General features: G+C 71.7%; 14 protein-coding genes. 4 read left to right on the forward strand and 10 right to left on the reverse strand.

Annotation, left to right across the window (positions count from 1 at the left end; genetic code table 11):
- Positions 1–34: 34 nt before the first annotated feature.
- Entirely contained in the window at positions 35–1,117 is a 1,083-nt protein-coding gene (locus CXR04_RS14950) for a methyltransferase domain-containing protein (RefSeq protein ID WP_101422665.1), read from the reverse strand.
- 194 nt (positions 1,118–1,311) lie between these two features.
- Between CXR04_RS14950 and CXR04_RS14955 the strand changes: the two genes are divergently transcribed.
- The 4 genes from CXR04_RS14955 (at position 1,312) to CXR04_RS14970 (ending at position 3,948) form a co-directional block, all read left to right on the forward strand.
- Positions 1,312–2,523: a PP2C family protein-serine/threonine phosphatase gene (locus CXR04_RS14955; RefSeq protein WP_442802378.1), complete on the forward strand. Its 1,212-nt coding sequence runs from the start codon at positions 1,312–1,314 to the stop codon at positions 2,521–2,523.
- A 90-nt stretch (positions 2,524–2,613) separates the two neighbouring features.
- Positions 2,614–2,982, forward strand: coding sequence for a hypothetical protein (locus CXR04_RS14960; RefSeq protein WP_101422667.1), 369 nt, complete (start codon positions 2,614–2,616; stop codon positions 2,980–2,982).
- Positions 2,983–3,007: 25 nt separating this feature from the next.
- Positions 3,008–3,556, forward strand: coding sequence for a hypothetical protein (locus CXR04_RS14965; protein ID WP_101422669.1), 549 nt, complete (start codon positions 3,008–3,010; stop codon positions 3,554–3,556).
- A complete protein-coding gene (locus CXR04_RS14970) occupies positions 3,553–3,948 on the forward strand; it encodes a peptidase inhibitor family I36 protein (protein WP_101422670.1) in 396 nt (131 codons plus the stop codon). The genes CXR04_RS14965 and CXR04_RS14970 overlap by 4 nt, the downstream gene beginning before the upstream one ends.
- A gap of 97 nt (positions 3,949–4,045) precedes the next feature.
- On the opposite strand, the gene CXR04_RS14975 is transcribed toward CXR04_RS14970, so the two are convergent.
- From CXR04_RS14975 to CXR04_RS15015, 9 genes are all read right to left on the reverse strand, one after another.
- Positions 4,046–4,633 (reverse strand): dihydrofolate reductase family protein, encoded by a 588-nt coding sequence (locus CXR04_RS14975; protein WP_101422672.1) that lies wholly within the window; start codon positions 4,631–4,633, stop codon positions 4,046–4,048.
- Positions 4,634–4,716: 83 nt separating this feature from the next.
- Positions 4,717–5,712 carry a hypothetical protein gene (locus CXR04_RS14980; protein WP_101422673.1) on the reverse strand — a complete coding sequence of 332 codons (996 nt, stop codon included), beginning with the start codon at positions 5,710–5,712 and terminating at the stop codon, positions 4,717–4,719.
- Complete coding sequence (locus tag CXR04_RS14985) at positions 5,694–6,344, reverse strand: hypothetical protein (RefSeq protein ID WP_101422675.1); 651 nt, start codon at positions 6,342–6,344, stop codon at positions 5,694–5,696. The genes CXR04_RS14980 and CXR04_RS14985 overlap by 19 nt, the downstream gene beginning before the upstream one ends.
- Before the next feature lie 148 nt (positions 6,345–6,492).
- Positions 6,493–7,977, reverse strand: coding sequence for an FGGY-family carbohydrate kinase (locus tag CXR04_RS14990; protein WP_101422677.1), 1,485 nt, complete (start codon positions 7,975–7,977; stop codon positions 6,493–6,495).
- Between the two features lie 5 nt (positions 7,978–7,982).
- Positions 7,983–8,990: a substrate-binding domain-containing protein gene (locus CXR04_RS14995; RefSeq protein ID WP_101422678.1), complete on the reverse strand. Its 1,008-nt coding sequence runs from the start codon at positions 8,988–8,990 to the stop codon at positions 7,983–7,985.
- Positions 8,987–10,174: an ABC transporter permease gene (locus CXR04_RS15000; RefSeq protein WP_101422680.1), complete on the reverse strand. Its 1,188-nt coding sequence runs from the start codon at positions 10,172–10,174 to the stop codon at positions 8,987–8,989. Before CXR04_RS15000 ends, CXR04_RS14995 begins: the two co-directional genes overlap by 4 nt.
- Positions 10,175–10,181: 7 nt before the next feature.
- Positions 10,182–11,759: a sugar ABC transporter ATP-binding protein gene (locus CXR04_RS15005; protein ID WP_101422682.1), complete on the reverse strand. Its 1,578-nt coding sequence runs from the start codon at positions 11,757–11,759 to the stop codon at positions 10,182–10,184.
- A gap of 104 nt (positions 11,760–11,863) precedes the next feature.
- Positions 11,864–13,282, reverse strand: a complete 1,419-nt coding sequence (locus CXR04_RS15010; protein ID WP_101422683.1) for an L-fucose/L-arabinose isomerase family protein — start codon at positions 13,280–13,282, stop codon at positions 11,864–11,866.
- An 88-nt stretch (positions 13,283–13,370) separates the two neighbouring features.
- Positions 13,371–14,246 carry a carbohydrate ABC transporter permease gene (locus CXR04_RS15015; protein ID WP_101422685.1) on the reverse strand — a complete coding sequence of 292 codons (876 nt, stop codon included), beginning with the start codon at positions 14,244–14,246 and terminating at the stop codon, positions 13,371–13,373.
- Between the last annotated feature and the right edge of the window lie 81 nt (positions 14,247–14,327).

A 14,327-nucleotide genomic window follows, 5' to 3' on the forward strand; every position in this document is an offset into this window, starting at 1 on the left:
GGTGGACGGAGAACGGTGTGGAAGGGAAGCGAATTCACTCGGCCGGCAGCGGCCAGGACGCGCCCTCCGGTGTCCCGTACCAGAACCGCTGGCCGCCCGGCGTGACGGTGATGCCGAAGTCCTCCCGGGCCGCCCGGCCGCCCGGGAACAGGGACGCGACTTCTGCCACGGTGTCCCACAGCCGCCGCGGGCCGGACTGCCGGACCTGGCCGTCCGCCTGCGCCAGGACCGTCGAACCGTCCTCCGTCCACAGGCACATGCCGGACACCGCGCCGTCGTCCGCGCGCCACGCGACGGCGTTGTAGCCGGGCAGGGCGAGGGACAGCGGGAACGTCCAGCGGCCGGCCAGCACGTCCCCCACCCGCAGCGACGTGGCCTCCGGGGGCCGGTTGTGTACGCCGGTCAGGTCCGGGCCGCTGCCCGGGGGGACGCGGACGGGCATGAAGAGGGCGGGGGTCGGGAGGAACCGGCCTTCCGCGTGGCCGGGGGCGGTGACCGTCGCCCGGATCAGTCCGAAGCCGATCGGGGCGACGATCACGGCGCCGTCCGCGGCCTGTTCGATCAGTGCCCGGGGTACGGAGCGGAGTGCGGCGGTGGCGATGAAGCGGGTGTAGGGAGCGCGGGGCGGGTAGCCGAGGGCTCCGTCTCCGGTGGTGACGAAGGGGGTGGTGCCGGCCTCGCGGAGCCGGCGGGCGGCCAGCGCCACCAGGTCGGGGTCCACGTCGACGCTGGTCACGTTCTCCGCGCCGAGTCGGTGGGCCAGGAGCGCCGCGTTGTAGCCCGTGCCGGTGCCCAGTTCGAAGACGGTGGCGCCCGGTTGTGCGTCGAGGGCGTCGAGCATGGTCAGCATGAGGCCCGGTTCGCTGGAGGACGACGTGGGGACGCCACTGGCGTCGAGCTGGGTCATCAGGGCGCTGTCCGAGTAGACGGTTGGCAGGTATTCGTCGTCCGACTCCGTGACGCGGTACCACTCGCCGCGCGCGTTCTGCCCGTAGAACTCCGGGACGAAGACGTGCCGCGGCACGGCGGCGAAGGCAGCGCGCCAGGGGCTCGGGCTCCCGTCGCCGAGGGTGGCGGCGAACTCCGCGCGCAGCGCTTCCGTCGGATCCGGGGCCATGTCGTTCCTCGTCGGTAGTCGGCTTCCCGACCCTGCCCACCCGCCGGCCAGACCGCACGCGAAGCACACCGCACCGGGGCCGACGACCCCCCGGCCGGCCGAACACGTCGTGCGGGTCCCGCCGTCCGTCCTTACCGTGAAGGGATACGCGACCGGTACGTACGTGGCGCGGGCAACGGAGGGAGAGCGGACCCGTGATCGACTACGAGGCGGTCTTCCACGCCATGCCGACGGCGGTGGCGCTGTTCACCACGGACCTGGTCTACCTGGACGCCAACGATGCGTACTGGTCGACGTCGGGGCGGACCCGCAGCCAGGTGATCGGCCGCTATGTGTTCGACGTCTTTCCCGACAACCCCGACGACCCCGAGGCGAGCGGCACGCGCAACCTGGCCGCCTCCCTGCGCCGGGTCGCGGCCACCGGGCAGCGCGACGCCATGGCCCTCCAGCGCTACGACGTGGAGTCCTCCGACCGGCCCGGGGTGTGGGAGGAGCGGTACTGGAGCCCGGTGAACGTCCCCGTCTTCGCGCCGGACGGGACCGTGGCCCTGCTGCTGCACCGGGTCGAGGAGGTCACCGAAGTCATCCGCGCCCGCGGTGGCGCGGATCGCACCCAGGTGCTGGAGGCCGACCTCTACACCCGGGCCCGGGAGCTTCAGGAGGTCAACGAGGCCCTGCGCCTGGCCCACGCCCGCGAACGCGAGGTCGCGCTCCAGCTTCAGGAGGCGATGCTGCCCGCGCCCAGCCCCCTCGGTCACCACCGGGCCGCGGTCCGCTACCGGCCCGCGGTCGCGTCCCTGAACGTCTGCGGCGACTGGTACGACATCGTCGACAGACCCGGCGGCGACCGCACCGTCGTCGCCGTCGGCGACGTGGTCGGCCACGGACTGCGGGCGGCAGGTGTCATGGGCCAGCTCCGCAGCGCGCTCTCCGCCGCCTCGCTCGTCGCGGACGGCCCCGCCCAGGCCCTGGAAGTCCTCGGCCGGTACGCCCGGTCCGTCGACGCCGCGGCCACCGCCACCGCTGCCGCCGTGTTCATCGACTGGGCCGGCTGCTCCCTCACGTACAGCAGCGCCGGCCACCTGCCTCCCGTGCTCTGGCATCCGGACGGCACCGTCACCTACCTCGACCAGGCCACCGATCCGCCTCTCGGCGTGCGCCCCGAGCACAGCGCCCGCCCCGAGGCGCGGGCCGGGTTCACCGAGGGCTGTGTCCTCGTCCTGTACACCGACGGTCTCGTCGAGCGCCGGTACGAGGACATCGACACCGGCCTGGCCCGGCTGGCCGATTCGATCGCCCGTCACGGCGCCGCGGATCCCGAGCGGCTCGCCGACGCGCTGCTGACCGACCTCATCCCCCCTGCCGGCCTTACCGACGACACCGCCCTGGTGGTCGTCCGCCTGTAGGCGGGCCGTTCGGGTGACGGCGCCCTTCCCATCCCAGGACACTTAGAGTTACGATCTCTCCACAATCTGTAACTCTCGGGGGTCTTCATCATGCGCCTGCGCGCTTTTCTCTTCGCCGTCCTCACCGCCGTCGCCACCCTTGCCGTCGCCGCCGTCCCCAGCGGGGCCGCGCCGGGTGCCGCCGGGCCGGGCGAGGTCTGCTTCTGGACCCGGCCGGGGCAGATGGGCGAGGGGTGGTGTTACCGGCCCGGAGGATACGCCGATCTGCCCCGGAACCTGCACGACAACGCGTACTCGTTCCGGTCCGACTACAACGGCAGCGTGTGGGCCATCGACTGGACGCGGCACGGGTGCGTGTTCCGGGAGATCCGGGCGTACGAGCTGGACGACAACTGGGACTGGGGCAACAAGATCGACGGGGTGGACAGCTCCCGGCCCGCCGACTGCCAGCCCGGCTGAGTCTCACGGCGGCACGCACCAGGTCATGCCCTCCCGTCCCCGTCCGGGTCTTCCCGGCCCTCTCGTCCTTCTCGGTGCGGTTCTCGGCGTCGTCCTCGCCGTGGCCGGCTGTGCCTCCACGCCCGCGCCCGCCCGGCCGCCGCTCAGCGACGACGACTCCGTACGCGCCGCGCAGCAGTTGCTCACCGACCGGTGTCTCGTCCGGCAGGGGCTCACCCCGCCCAGGCCCGGGCAGCCGCCCGGCGGGGAGAAGGAGCAGCGGGAGGTGGCCGACGCGCTCTTCGGGGCGGGTGAGGCCGAGTTGGCGGCGGAGCTGCCCACCGGGTACGTCGTGCGGGCGCACACCGACGGGTGTCTCGCCGGGGCGCAGCGCGCGCTGTACGGGGATCAGGAGCGCTGGTTCCGGGCCTCCACCGTCGTGAACAACCTCAAGTCCATCGCCGCCTACGAGGACCGCAGCCTGGCCGCGGTCCGTGCCGACCACCGCGCGGACGTCACCGCGCACGACCGCCTGCGCGCCCACGCCGTGGAGCGTGCCACCACCCTGCTCGACAAGGAGAAGTCACCCTCATGACGCAGAAGAAGACGAAGACGAAGCGCAGGCCGCTCGCGCTGCTGGCCGCCGCGCTCCTGGCCGTCGGCGGCGCGTTCGCCTCGGCGGCCGTGGCCACGGCCGCGGACTGCCCGAGCGGCGAGTTCTGCACCTGGGAGCACGCGAACTTCGACGGCCAGCGCGCCAACTGGTCCGGTGACGACGGCTGGTGGGAGTCGTGGATCGCCGACACCGACTCGTCCTGGGCCAACCACGGCATCTCCGGACCCGGCGTCAAGGACCACGTGATCGTCTACGAGGACGCCTGGCAGGGCGGCGCCGCCACCATCTGCCTCACCCCGGGCCAGGAGGTCGGCTACAACGGCGTCGCCAACGACCGCGGCGACTCCCACACCTGGGCCATGAGCTGCTGAGTCCGGGCGGCAGAAGGGGCAGCGGCGCGCGTTCCCCCACGACGCACGCCGCTGCCGCCCCCGCCGTGCCCGCGAACCTCCCCCTGGTGCCCGTTTCTCATCGGTCGTACGTCAGGAACAACGCGCCGCTCTCCAGCGCCTCGTGCCCCGTCAGCGTCCACACCCGCGGGTCGAACGCCGCCTCGCGGCCGAAAAGCGGGATCCCCGCGCCCGTCGTCACCGGCGCCAGCTTGACGATCAGCCGGTCGATCTCCCCGTACAGCGACCCCGCCAGCGCGCCGCCGCCGATCAGCCAGATGTCCTTGCCGTCCTCCTGCTTCAGCTCCGCCACCCGCGCGACCGGATCCCCGGCGACCACCTCGACCGCCGCGGCCGGGCTCTCCCCCAGCGTCGTGGAGAAGACCAGGTGGCGCAGGTGCGGGTACGCGTCGGGCACGCCGGCCGCCAGCCCGATCTCGTACGACTTGCGCCCCTCCAGCACCGTGTCGAAGCTGCTGCCCTCCGCCGTGACGCCCAGCGCCTCGCGGGCCATGAAGGGCAGCGTCTCCGGGTAGTTGGCGGCGAGGTACTGCACGTAGTCGGCGGGCAGCGGCCAGAAGCCGCCGGGTCCCGTCGGGTCGGCGCCGTCCGGGCCCGCGATGAAGCCGTCGAGGGTGGCGGCGATGTAGTAGACGAGCTTGCGCAACGCAGTGTCCTTTGTTCAGCAGAAGATCACGGCGCCCCCGGCCTCTCCGGCCGGGGGCGCCGTGACGAGCATAAACAGCGAGGTCAGCGGACGACCGTCTGGATCTCCTTCACGGTCACTTCCTGCTCGGACACCGACAGCCCGTCCGGCAGGTCGTCGTTCTGCGGCGTCCCGTCCGGGCTCGCCGTCGGGTTCCAGGTGACGTCCCAGACGATCTGCGCCTCCATGGAGTACGCGCCCTCGCCCGAGGACTTGCGGTACGTGATGTTGCAGCCGGAGCCGTCGCTGTTGACCTGGTAGCCGCCGTCCGCCTCCACCAGGTCGTACGTGCAGGAGGTCGGCTCCGCGTACTCCGTGCCCGCGTCGATGCGCAGCGAGACCGGCTCGGCGACGGTCGTGGCCGCGATGTTGATGCCCGCCTGCTCGTTGACGAGGCTCGCCGTCGTCCACACGCGGTCCAGCGGCTGGCTGAACTCGATCTTCGTGGGCAGGTTCACCACGTTGCGGTCCGGGTTCGGCTTCAGGTCGACGGGCGGCGCCGGGAGGTTCGTCTCCTTGTACGCGAGCCCCGCGAGGATCTCCGGGTCAATGGTGTCCGCCGGCGGGTCGGGGTCGCCGCGGTCCACCCAGATCCACAGCTCGCCGATCTCACAGGAGCGCGGCGACATCTCGGGGGTGCGCTCCCACCACATGCCGTCCTTGTCCTTGTGGGCGTCGGTCTCCTCTTTCCGGTTCTCCGCGGTGTCGTGGTCGATGCCCTCCAGGGGGCCCTTGTCCTCCATCTCCTCGTTGTGCTTGGCCAGCGCGTCGTTGGTGTACCGGGGCTCGAACCAGCACACCGGCGGCGACCAGTTGCCCGTCGAGCTGGTCATCGGCTGACCGCCGTCCGGACTGTGGCGCGCGTACACCACGGCGGAGATCCCGTCGCCCCCGCTCTCGCCGCCGCCGCCCGTGTCCGTCGTCCCCGTGCCGCGGTCGGCCGCCGCCCCGCCGGCCGAGGCGAGCAGCAGCCCGCAGGCCAGCGCGGCGACCGTGGCGGTGGCGCGCGTCCCGTGTGGTGTCAGGCTTCGTCGCGACATTCCTTGCTCCCCCTGGTTGCCTGGTAGTCCACGACCTGCCAGTTGTCCCCGCTCTTCTCCATCGTGGCGCGCGCGTCGATGTAGGAGTCCAGCGTGGTCGGGGTCTTGTCGACCTTCCCGGTCCCGGCGTTCTTCAGATATGCCTTGCTCTGGTCCTCGCAGTACGCGACGACGGCGCGACCGTCCTTCAGCGAGGTGACCTCACGGAAGTAGAAGGTGTCGAGCCCGGTGATGGTGACGCCGTCCTTGCGGTACTCGGCGAAGTCGGCCGCGAACGTCGCGGCGGCCTCCCCGGCCCAGTACTGCGTGAAGTTCGGTGTCGCCCCGGTCGCGGCGTACGCCTCCTGCTGGGCCATCAGCGCATAGCCGTGGTCCCGCAGGATCGCGTCCTTCTGCTCGTCCCCCGTCGCGTCCTCGGCGATCTCGACCCGCACGTCGTCCGGGAGGTCGAACTCCGGAGCACCGGGCTCCTTTTCGGACGGTTCGCCGGACGGCTCCTTGTTGTCCGTCTTCGCGCCCTCGATCTTGTCGCCGGACGACGGACCCCCGTCGTCACCGCCACAGCCGGCCAGCAGCAGCACGGCTCCGAGCGCCGCGGCCACCGCCGCCGTACCTGCACTGCGCGCTTTCATGGTGCGGTTCCCTCCGTCGTCTGTGGGAGGGGAGCCACCTGCCCCCGTCGTGCCTCAACGAGATTAGCGAAGCCGGGTGGCGTCTTCGATGGCAGGAAAGCAACCATGCGGTCACAGACGCGTGATAGAAGGGGCCATCCCGTACGAGTCAGGCATCCGCGTGCTGGCGGGCGGCCAGCGCGTGGGCGACGTCCTTCGTCGCCGGGTAGAGGTCGAGGTAGTGGCCGTAGAGGTCCTCGTAGACCGCGCCCGCGGCGGGGTCCGGGGTGACGGTCGACTCGACGGGGTTCCAGGCGGCGATGTCCGCCGGTGCGGCCGTACCGGCGCCGACGGCCGCGAGGAACGCGTCGCCGTACGCCGCGCCGATCAGGTGGCGGGGGATCTGCTGCTCCTTGCCGGTGACGTCGGAGACGATCTGCGTCCACAGCTCCCGCGCGCCGCCGCCGACCGCGACGAGGCGGGCCGGTGCGCCGCCGGCCTCGGTCATCGCGGCGAGGTTGTGGCGGACGCCGTACGCGGTGGCCTCCAGCGCGGCGCGGTAGAGGTGGCCGCGGGTGTGGCGCAGGGTGAGGCCGTGGACGAGGCCGCGGGCGTCCGGGTCGAAGAGCGGGGTGCGTTCGCCCGCGAAGTACGGGAGCATCAGCAGCCCTTCCGCGCCCGGCGGGACGGCGGCGGCCTCGGCGACGAGGGTCGCGTAGTCGGAGCCGGTGAGGTCGCGCAGCCAGCCGGTGACGGCGCCGGAGGTGGCCATGCCGGCGGCGAGGCAGTACGTACCCGCGAAAGCGCCCGCCGTACCCCACAGCTTCGGGCTGGACACCGGCTGCTCGACGACGTTGACCAGGAACATGGTCGTGCCGTACATGAGCATCAGGTCGCCCGCGCCGGTGGCGCCGACCGCCGTGGACTCCGCCCAGGCGTCGACCGTACCGGCGACGACGGGGATGCCGGCGGGCAGGCCGGTGGCGGCGGCGGCGGCCGGGGTGACCTCGCCGACGACGTCGGCGGGCCACACCAGTTCGGGCCATTCGAGACCCGGCGCGATCTCCTCGCACCGCTCCGCGATCCAGCGCCGCTCGCGCAGGTCGTACAGCGGCGTGCACTGGCTCGCGGAGTGGTGGTCCAGGACGTACGCGCCGGTGAGCCGGTGCGCCAGCAGCGAACTGGCCATGTACCAGCGGCGGGTACGGGCGTACACCTCCGGCTCGTGCCGGCGCAGCCACTCCAGCTTCGGCCCCACGGCCTGGCTGGTCAGCGGCGAGCCGCACTGCGCGATGACCGCCTCCGCGCCGTACCTGGCGGTCTGCGCCTCGATCTCGGCGCCGGCCCGGGTGTCGACCCCGTAGAGGATCGCGGGCCGCAGCGGGGTGCCGGCGGCGTCGACGGGCAGCAGGCAGGGCCCGATCCCGCTGACGCCCACGGCGTCGATCCCCTCCCCGGCCACGGCGGCCAGTTCCGCGGCCAGCGCGGTGAAGTCCGCCCACCACACCTCCTCGGCATCGTGCTCGACCCACCCGGGCCGCGGGGTGGAGGTCGCGTGTTCGCGTACGGCCTGGGCGACGAGCGTGCCGTCACCGCGGACGAGCACGCCCTTGGACGACGAGGTGCCGATGTCGATGCCGAGGAGGAGCCCCATGGTTGTCAGTCGACCTTCCCGTTCATGTCGTACTTGGCGTAGACGTCCTCGGCGTTGGCCTTGGTGATCTCCACCGTGCCGAGGGTCTGCTTCTTCTCCACCTTCTTGCCCGCGGCGATGTCGGCCGCGGTCTGCGCGGCCTCCTCCGCCCCCGTCGGGTACAGGTAGGTGTACGCCATCCGCTCCTGCTGGACCGCGCGGATGCCGCCGTCCGGGATGGCGAGGCCGTCGATGCCGATGAACTTGATCTCGTCCTTGCCCGCGGCCTTCGCCGCCTGCTGGGCGCCGATGGCCATGGGGTCGTTGTGGGCGTAGACGAGGTCGATGTCGGTGCCGCGGGCGAGCCACTGCTGCATGATCTTCGTGCCCTCGGGCTGGAGCCACTTGCCCTCGCGCTCCTCGACGACCTTGATGCCGGGGTTCGCCCCGATGGCCTCCATGAAGCCGTCGTGGCGCTGCTTCTGCGGCTCGGTGGAGAGCAGGCCGCGCAGCTCGGCGACGTTGCCGCCGTCCGGCAGCTCGCGGACGACGGCTTCGCCGGCCTTCTTGCCGATCTCGCGGTTGTCGCCGCCGATGAAGGAGGTGTAGCACTCGGTGTCGACGGTGCGGTCCAGGATGATCACGGGGATGCCGGCGGCGCACGCCTGCTCGACGGCGGGGGTGACGGGGGCGGGCTCGTTCGGCGAGACGATGAGGATGTCGACCTTCTGCTGGACGAACTGCTGGATCTGGCTGACCTGCTGCGCGTTGTCCTGCTGGGCGTCGGCGATGGGCAGCAGCTTGAGGTCCGGGTAGTCCTTGACGTAGTGCTCCAGTTGCTTGTTGAGCTGGGCGCGGTACGGCTCGGCGTTGTTGGCCTGCGAGTAGCCGATGACGAACTCGTCGCCTGCGCCCTTCTCGCCGCCGCCGCCCTCCTCGGTCTTGGAGGCGCAGCCGGCGGCCAGGGCGGTGGCGGCGAGCACGGCGGTGGCGGCGGTGAGCGCGCGGCGGAGGGTGCGGGTGCTGGTGCTCATCCTGGGGTCTCCTCTGAGGCGGGGGCCGGGGACTGGCCGGGGACCTGGGCCGTGGCGGGGGTGCGGCCCGGTCCCGTACGGGATCGGCCGCCGCGTAGCCTGTCGATGCCGTTCTTGATGCTCTGCAGCAGGTCGGGGCGTTGCAGCACGACCGCAAGGACGACGATCGAGCCCTTGATGACCAACTGCCAGTTGTCGTCCACGGCGTTCAGGCCGAGGACGTTGTCGAGCAGGGTGAGGATCAGCGCGCCGACGAAGGTGCCGATGATCGTGCCCTTCCCGCCGGCGAGCGAGGCGCCGCCGATGACGGCGGCGGCGATGGCGTCGAGTTCGTACGTGTAACCGGCCTGCGGGTCGGCGGAGACGCTGTACGCCGCGTCGATGGGGCCGGCGAAGCCGGCGAGCATCCCGGAGAGGGTGAAGACGGCGATGATGACGAAGGTGACGTTGATGCCGGAGAGCCGGGCGGCGGTGGGGTTGCCGCCGACGGCGTAGACGTGCCGGCCGAAGGTGGTGCGGGACAGCAGCAGGTGGAAGACGACGCAGACCATGAGGAAGGCGAGGACGGGGAAGTAGATGCCGTCCGGGCCGAGGATGCCTTCGAGGACGTTGTTGTCGGGGGTGCCGAGCTTCTGGAACGACTCGGAGTTCTCGGTGAGTTCGCCGTCGGGTCCGGCGACGAGGGTGCCGACGGACTCGTTGTCGCTCATCTTGCGGTCGAGCCCTCTGGCGATCGACATCATCGCCAGAGTCATGACAAACGATTGAATCTTCAGCCACGAGGTGCCGATGCCGTTGGCGAGGCCGAAGCCGGCGCCGATGAGCATGCACGCGGGCACGATCAGCCAGACGGGCATGTCGTGGTGCGCCACCATGATGGCCGCGGACATCGAGGCGAAGCCCATCAGCGAGCCGACCGACAGGTCGATGCCCGCCGCCAGGATGACCAGCGTGACGCCGACCGCGAGGATGCCGCGGGTGGCGAACGCGCCCACCGCGTTGGTCAGGTTGGTCTGGTTGAGGAAGACGTCGCCCTTGGTGATCACGCCGAGGGCGACGATGAGGATCAGGCCGATGTACGCCTGCAGCGAGCCGAGCACCGGCAGGATCCGCCGGGCCCGCGACGCGGCGCCGTCCGGCCCGCCGTCGCCGGCGGTCGCCGCGTCCGGCTGGGTCTTGGTCATCTCCGCCTCAGCTCCGCGTTCCTCGAAGGTGGTGGGTGGTGACGGTCTCGCGCGCCATCGCCGCGGTGAGGATGGCCTCCTGGCCGGCCTGCGGCCCGCGCGCCGGATCGCGGTGGAACTCGCCGGTCAGCCGGCCCTCGCAGAGCACCAGCACCCGGTCGCACATGCCGATCAGCTCGGGCAGCTCGGAGGAGACCGCGAGGATCGCGGTGCCCTGCGCGGCCAGTTCGTCCATGAGCCGGTGGATCTCGGCCTTGGCGCCGACGTCGATGCCGCGCGTCGGCTCGTCCATGAGCAGCACGCTGGGCCTGGTCAGCAGGCACTTGGCGAGGACGACCTTCTGCTGGTTGCCGCCCGACAGGTGCTGTACGGCGGTCTCCATGCCGGGCGTCTTCACCTTCAGCGCCTCGATCTGCCCGGCGACCGCGGCCCGTTCGCGGCGCTTGTGCACCGTGCGCCACGGGGTGCGGTAGCGGGCGAGGGCCGCGAGCGAGCCGTTGAAGCGCACCGTGTTGGCCGTGACGAGGCTCTGCCCCTTGCGGTCCTCGGCGACGAGCGCGAGGCCGCGGCGGATCGCGTGGCCGGGGCTGCGCGGGCGGTACGGGCGGCCGTCCACGGTGATCCGGCCGTGCGCCCGGGTGCCGTAGTGGCCGAAGAGCGCCTGGAGCACCTCGCTGCGCCCGGCGCCCATCAGCCCGGCGAGCCCGACGATCTCCCCGGCCCGTACGGAGAGGTCCACGCCGTACAGCGACGGGCCGCCGTCCTGCGCGGCGTACGTCAGCCCCTCGGCGGCCAGCCGCACCTCGCCGCCGCGGTGCTGCTCCGCGCGGCGCGGGAACAGCTCGCCGAGGGGGCGGCCGACCATGAGCCGGACCAGCTCGGCCCGGGTCGTCTCGGCCGTCCGGCGGCTGCCGACGTACGCGCCGTCGCGCAGCACGGTGACGGTGTCGGCGATCTCCGCCAGCTCCTCCAGCCGGTGGGAGATGTAGACGACGCCGACGCCGCGGGCGGTCAGGTCGCGGATGACGGCGAAGAGGCGGCGGACCTCGGCGTCGGCGAGCGCCGACGTCGGCTCGTCCATGACGAGCAGCCGGACGTCGAGGTTGAGGGCCTTCGCCACCTCGATGAGCTGCTGCTCCGCGAGCCGGCAGTGCTTGACCGGCCGCCGCGGCGGCACGGCCAGGCCGAGGCCCGCGAGCAGCTCGCGGGCGCGCGCCTCCTGGGCCTTCTTGTCGACGGTGCCGCGGGCGGTGCGCAGCTCGCGGCCGAGGAAGACGTTCTCGGCGACGGACAGCTCGGGGACGAGGTTCAGCTCCTGGTGGATCATCCCGATGCCGTGCCGCTGCGCGTCCCGCGGCGAGTGGATGGCGGCCGGGGTGCCGTCGCGCTCGATGACGCCCTCGTAGTCGGGGTGGACCCCGGCGAGGACGTTCATGAGCGTCGACTTGCCCGCGCCGTTCTCGCCGAGGAGCGCGACCACCTCCCCGGCGTGCACGGTCAGCTCGACCCCCTTGAGGGCCCGCACACCGGGGAAGGACTTGGCGATCCCGCGCATCGCGAGTAACGGTTTCGCGTCGCTGGACATGCGGTTGGATGCCTCACCTTCCGTTGCTGGTCGGATGGTCGGTTCTGCGGTGGCACCGGTGGCGGCCGGACGGGGACGCGGAACCCCGCCGCCGGAGCCCGCGGCTACGCCGCGTCGCCGAAGCCGTCGTAGGCGATGCCCAGTTGGTCGCAGACCGCGCGGAGGTCGGCGACGTAGTCGCCGGGGACCGCGTGGATGTGGTTGCTGCCGAAGCGGGTCAGGAACTCCTCCGCCGTGGCGTTCAGGCGGGCGAAGGCGTGCGGCCACTCCCAGGTGGAGGCGCGCATCATGCGCTCGTTGGTCTCCGCGTCGTACTGCTCCAGGTCGCCGCGCATCACGTGCATCCGGTACTCGCCGCGCAGCCGCGTGAGCCGGGCGAAGGTCATCGATCCCGGCGCGGCGAGGTGCTGGACGGACGCGCCGCCGGCCGGGAAGTAGAAGACCTCCGGCAGGAAGCTGACGTGCCGCAGGTTCTCCGCGGGGTCGTCGGAGCGGGCGGCGTACCAGGTGGCGTGCTGGCCGGAGTTGCACAGGTCCCAGACCTGCTTGTCGGTGTGGTAGTGGCGTACGTCGGCGAAGAGCACGGGGTCGCCGGAGAGCAGCTTGAGCACCTGCATCGTCAGCGCCGCGTCCATGTCCGCCTCGGTGGAGGTGACGTGGGTCGCCTTCGGGCCCTCCCAGTCGTACGGGTCGTTGAGGAACGCCTCGGCGACGTCCATCGTGCAGAAGTTCGCGGTCAGCTCCGGCTGGCCCTTGATGCCGGAGAAGTCGAGGTTCCACTCCTCGATCAGCTCGCGCATCGCGTAGTACGCGCGGATCTGCCGCTCCAGCAGCTCGGGGGTGAGCCGGTCGCCGTCGTACGCCACCCCGGCCGCGTGCCGCTCGATCCAGGTGCGGGCGTTCTTCACCCGCGCCGCGTCGGCGTTCTCGCTGCGCCGCACGACCTCCCACTGGTCGATCTCCTCGACGTCGACGCCGAAGACCTTCATCCACTGGTCGGTGTTGGCGGTGGCGGTGTACATGCCCATGGGCCGGCCGCCGATCCGGCCGAAGGTGGAGCCGCGCAACTGCTGCACGGCGGCGCCGGCGCGGACGTGGGTGAGGATCCGGTCGCGTACCGCGGGATCCGCCAGGTCGCCCCAGGCGCGGGCGTGGACGCGGCCGATCTGGTCCAGGCCGCCGGCACCGGCGAGGAGGCCGACCATGCCGGGGTACTGCGGGTCGAGGTTGGCGACCATCAGGATCGGTCCCGGCGTGGACGCGGCGGCCAGCATGGTGAAGTGCGGGAACGTCCACACGGAGTGGTGGAAGATCGTCACGTCCACGTGCCGCTCGGCGAGCCAGCGGGCCTGGGAGGTGGCGAGGACGTTGGACTCCACGTGCTCGGGCGCGGTGATCACCTCGTGCCCGGCGTCGGTGAGCATGGCGGCCAGCTCGCGCGCGGCGCGGGAGACGTGGTCGCGTACGTCCCGCTGGACGTAGTCCCGGCCGTCGGAGATGGACAGCAGACCGATGCGTGCCATGTGGCTGGCCTCCAATTGCGTGCGGTTGTGATGCGTGGTGACGGTGCGGCGGGGTGGGCGCTTGCGCGTACGGGCGCGCGGCGGCGCGTTACTTGAGGCCGGAGGTCTTGATGGACTCGACCATCTGGCGCTGGAAGAAGAGGAAGAGCATCAGCATCGGGATCACCGCGACCACGGCGGCGGCGAGGATGTAGTTCCAGTTCGAGCCGTACTGGGTGGTGAAGGACGCGATGCCGACCTGGGTGACGGTCAGGTTCTCGCTGCTGGTGGCGACCAGCGGCCAGGCGAAGGCGTTCCAGTTGGCGAGGAAGAAGAACACCGACAGCGCGGCTAGGATGGGCCGGGACAGCGGCAGGATGATGCTCCAGTAGATCCGCCAGTAGCCCGCGCCGTCGGCGATCGCCGCCTCCTCCAGCTCCCGCGGGATGCCGAGGTAGAACTGCCGCAGCAGGAAGATGCCGAAGGCGTTGAAGAGCGGCGGGATGATGAGGGCCGCGTAGCTGTCGAGCATGCCCATCTCGCGGACGACGATGAACAGCGGGATGAGGATCACCGGCGGGGTGATCAGCAGCGTGGAGAAGATGACGACGAAGATGCCGTCGCGGCCGGGGAAGCGCAGGCGCGCCAGGGCGTAGGCGGCCATCGAGTGGAAGAACAGCGCGACGATCGTGATGATCGCGGCGGTGAGGAAGCTGTTCCACAGCCAGCGGTCGAAGGCCACTTCGGTGAGGACGTAGCGGAAGTTCTCCCAGGTGACGTCCTCGGGGAGCAGCTTGCCGTCGGTGACCGCCTCGCGCGGCTTGATCGCCGAGGTGATCAGCCACAGGATCGGGAAGACGCTCAGCACCGACAGCACGATGGCCAGCACCGTGAGCCCGGCGCGGGCGCGGCGGCGGCCGGGGCCGCGCAGCGGGGTGGGGCGGGACGAGGCGGGTTGCGAGAGGGCCGCCGGCGAGAGGCTCACCTTGGACCTCCAGAGATGCGCCTGTCTTCGGGTAGAGGAGGAATCGGACTCCTGCGGATCGGGGCAGGAGCAGTGGTTACG

This window comes from Streptomyces sp. CMB-StM0423 (assembly GCF_002847285.1).
GTDB lineage: Bacteria > Actinomycetota > Actinomycetes > Streptomycetales > Streptomycetaceae > Streptomyces.

Coding starts and splice junctions, on each gene's coding strand:
- CXR04_RS14950 (WP_101422665.1), bottom strand. CDS start 1,117: ATGGCCCCGGATCCGACGGAAGCGCTGCGCGCGGAGTTCGCCGCCACC.
- CXR04_RS14960 (WP_101422667.1), top strand. CDS start 2,614: ATGCGCCTGCGCGCTTTTCTCTTCGCCGTCCTCACCGCCGTCGCCACC.
- CXR04_RS14965 (WP_101422669.1), top strand. CDS start 3,008: ATGCCCTCCCGTCCCCGTCCGGGTCTTCCCGGCCCTCTCGTCCTTCTC.
- CXR04_RS14970 (WP_101422670.1), top strand. CDS start 3,553: ATGACGCAGAAGAAGACGAAGACGAAGCGCAGGCCGCTCGCGCTGCTG.
- CXR04_RS14980 (WP_101422673.1), bottom strand. CDS start 5,712: ATGTCGCGACGAAGCCTGACACCACACGGGACGCGCGCCACCGCCACG.
- CXR04_RS14985 (WP_101422675.1), bottom strand. CDS start 6,344: ATGAAAGCGCGCAGTGCAGGTACGGCGGCGGTGGCCGCGGCGCTCGGA.
- CXR04_RS14990 (WP_101422677.1), bottom strand. CDS start 7,977: ATGGGGCTCCTCCTCGGCATCGACATCGGCACCTCGTCGTCCAAGGGC.
- CXR04_RS14995 (WP_101422678.1), bottom strand. CDS start 8,990: ATGAGCACCAGCACCCGCACCCTCCGCCGCGCGCTCACCGCCGCCACC.
- CXR04_RS15000 (WP_101422680.1), bottom strand. CDS start 10,174: ATGACCAAGACCCAGCCGGACGCGGCGACCGCCGGCGACGGCGGGCCG.
- CXR04_RS15005 (WP_101422682.1), bottom strand. CDS start 11,759: ATGTCCAGCGACGCGAAACCGTTACTCGCGATGCGCGGGATCGCCAAG.
- CXR04_RS15010 (WP_101422683.1), bottom strand. CDS start 13,282: ATGGCACGCATCGGTCTGCTGTCCATCTCCGACGGCCGGGACTACGTC.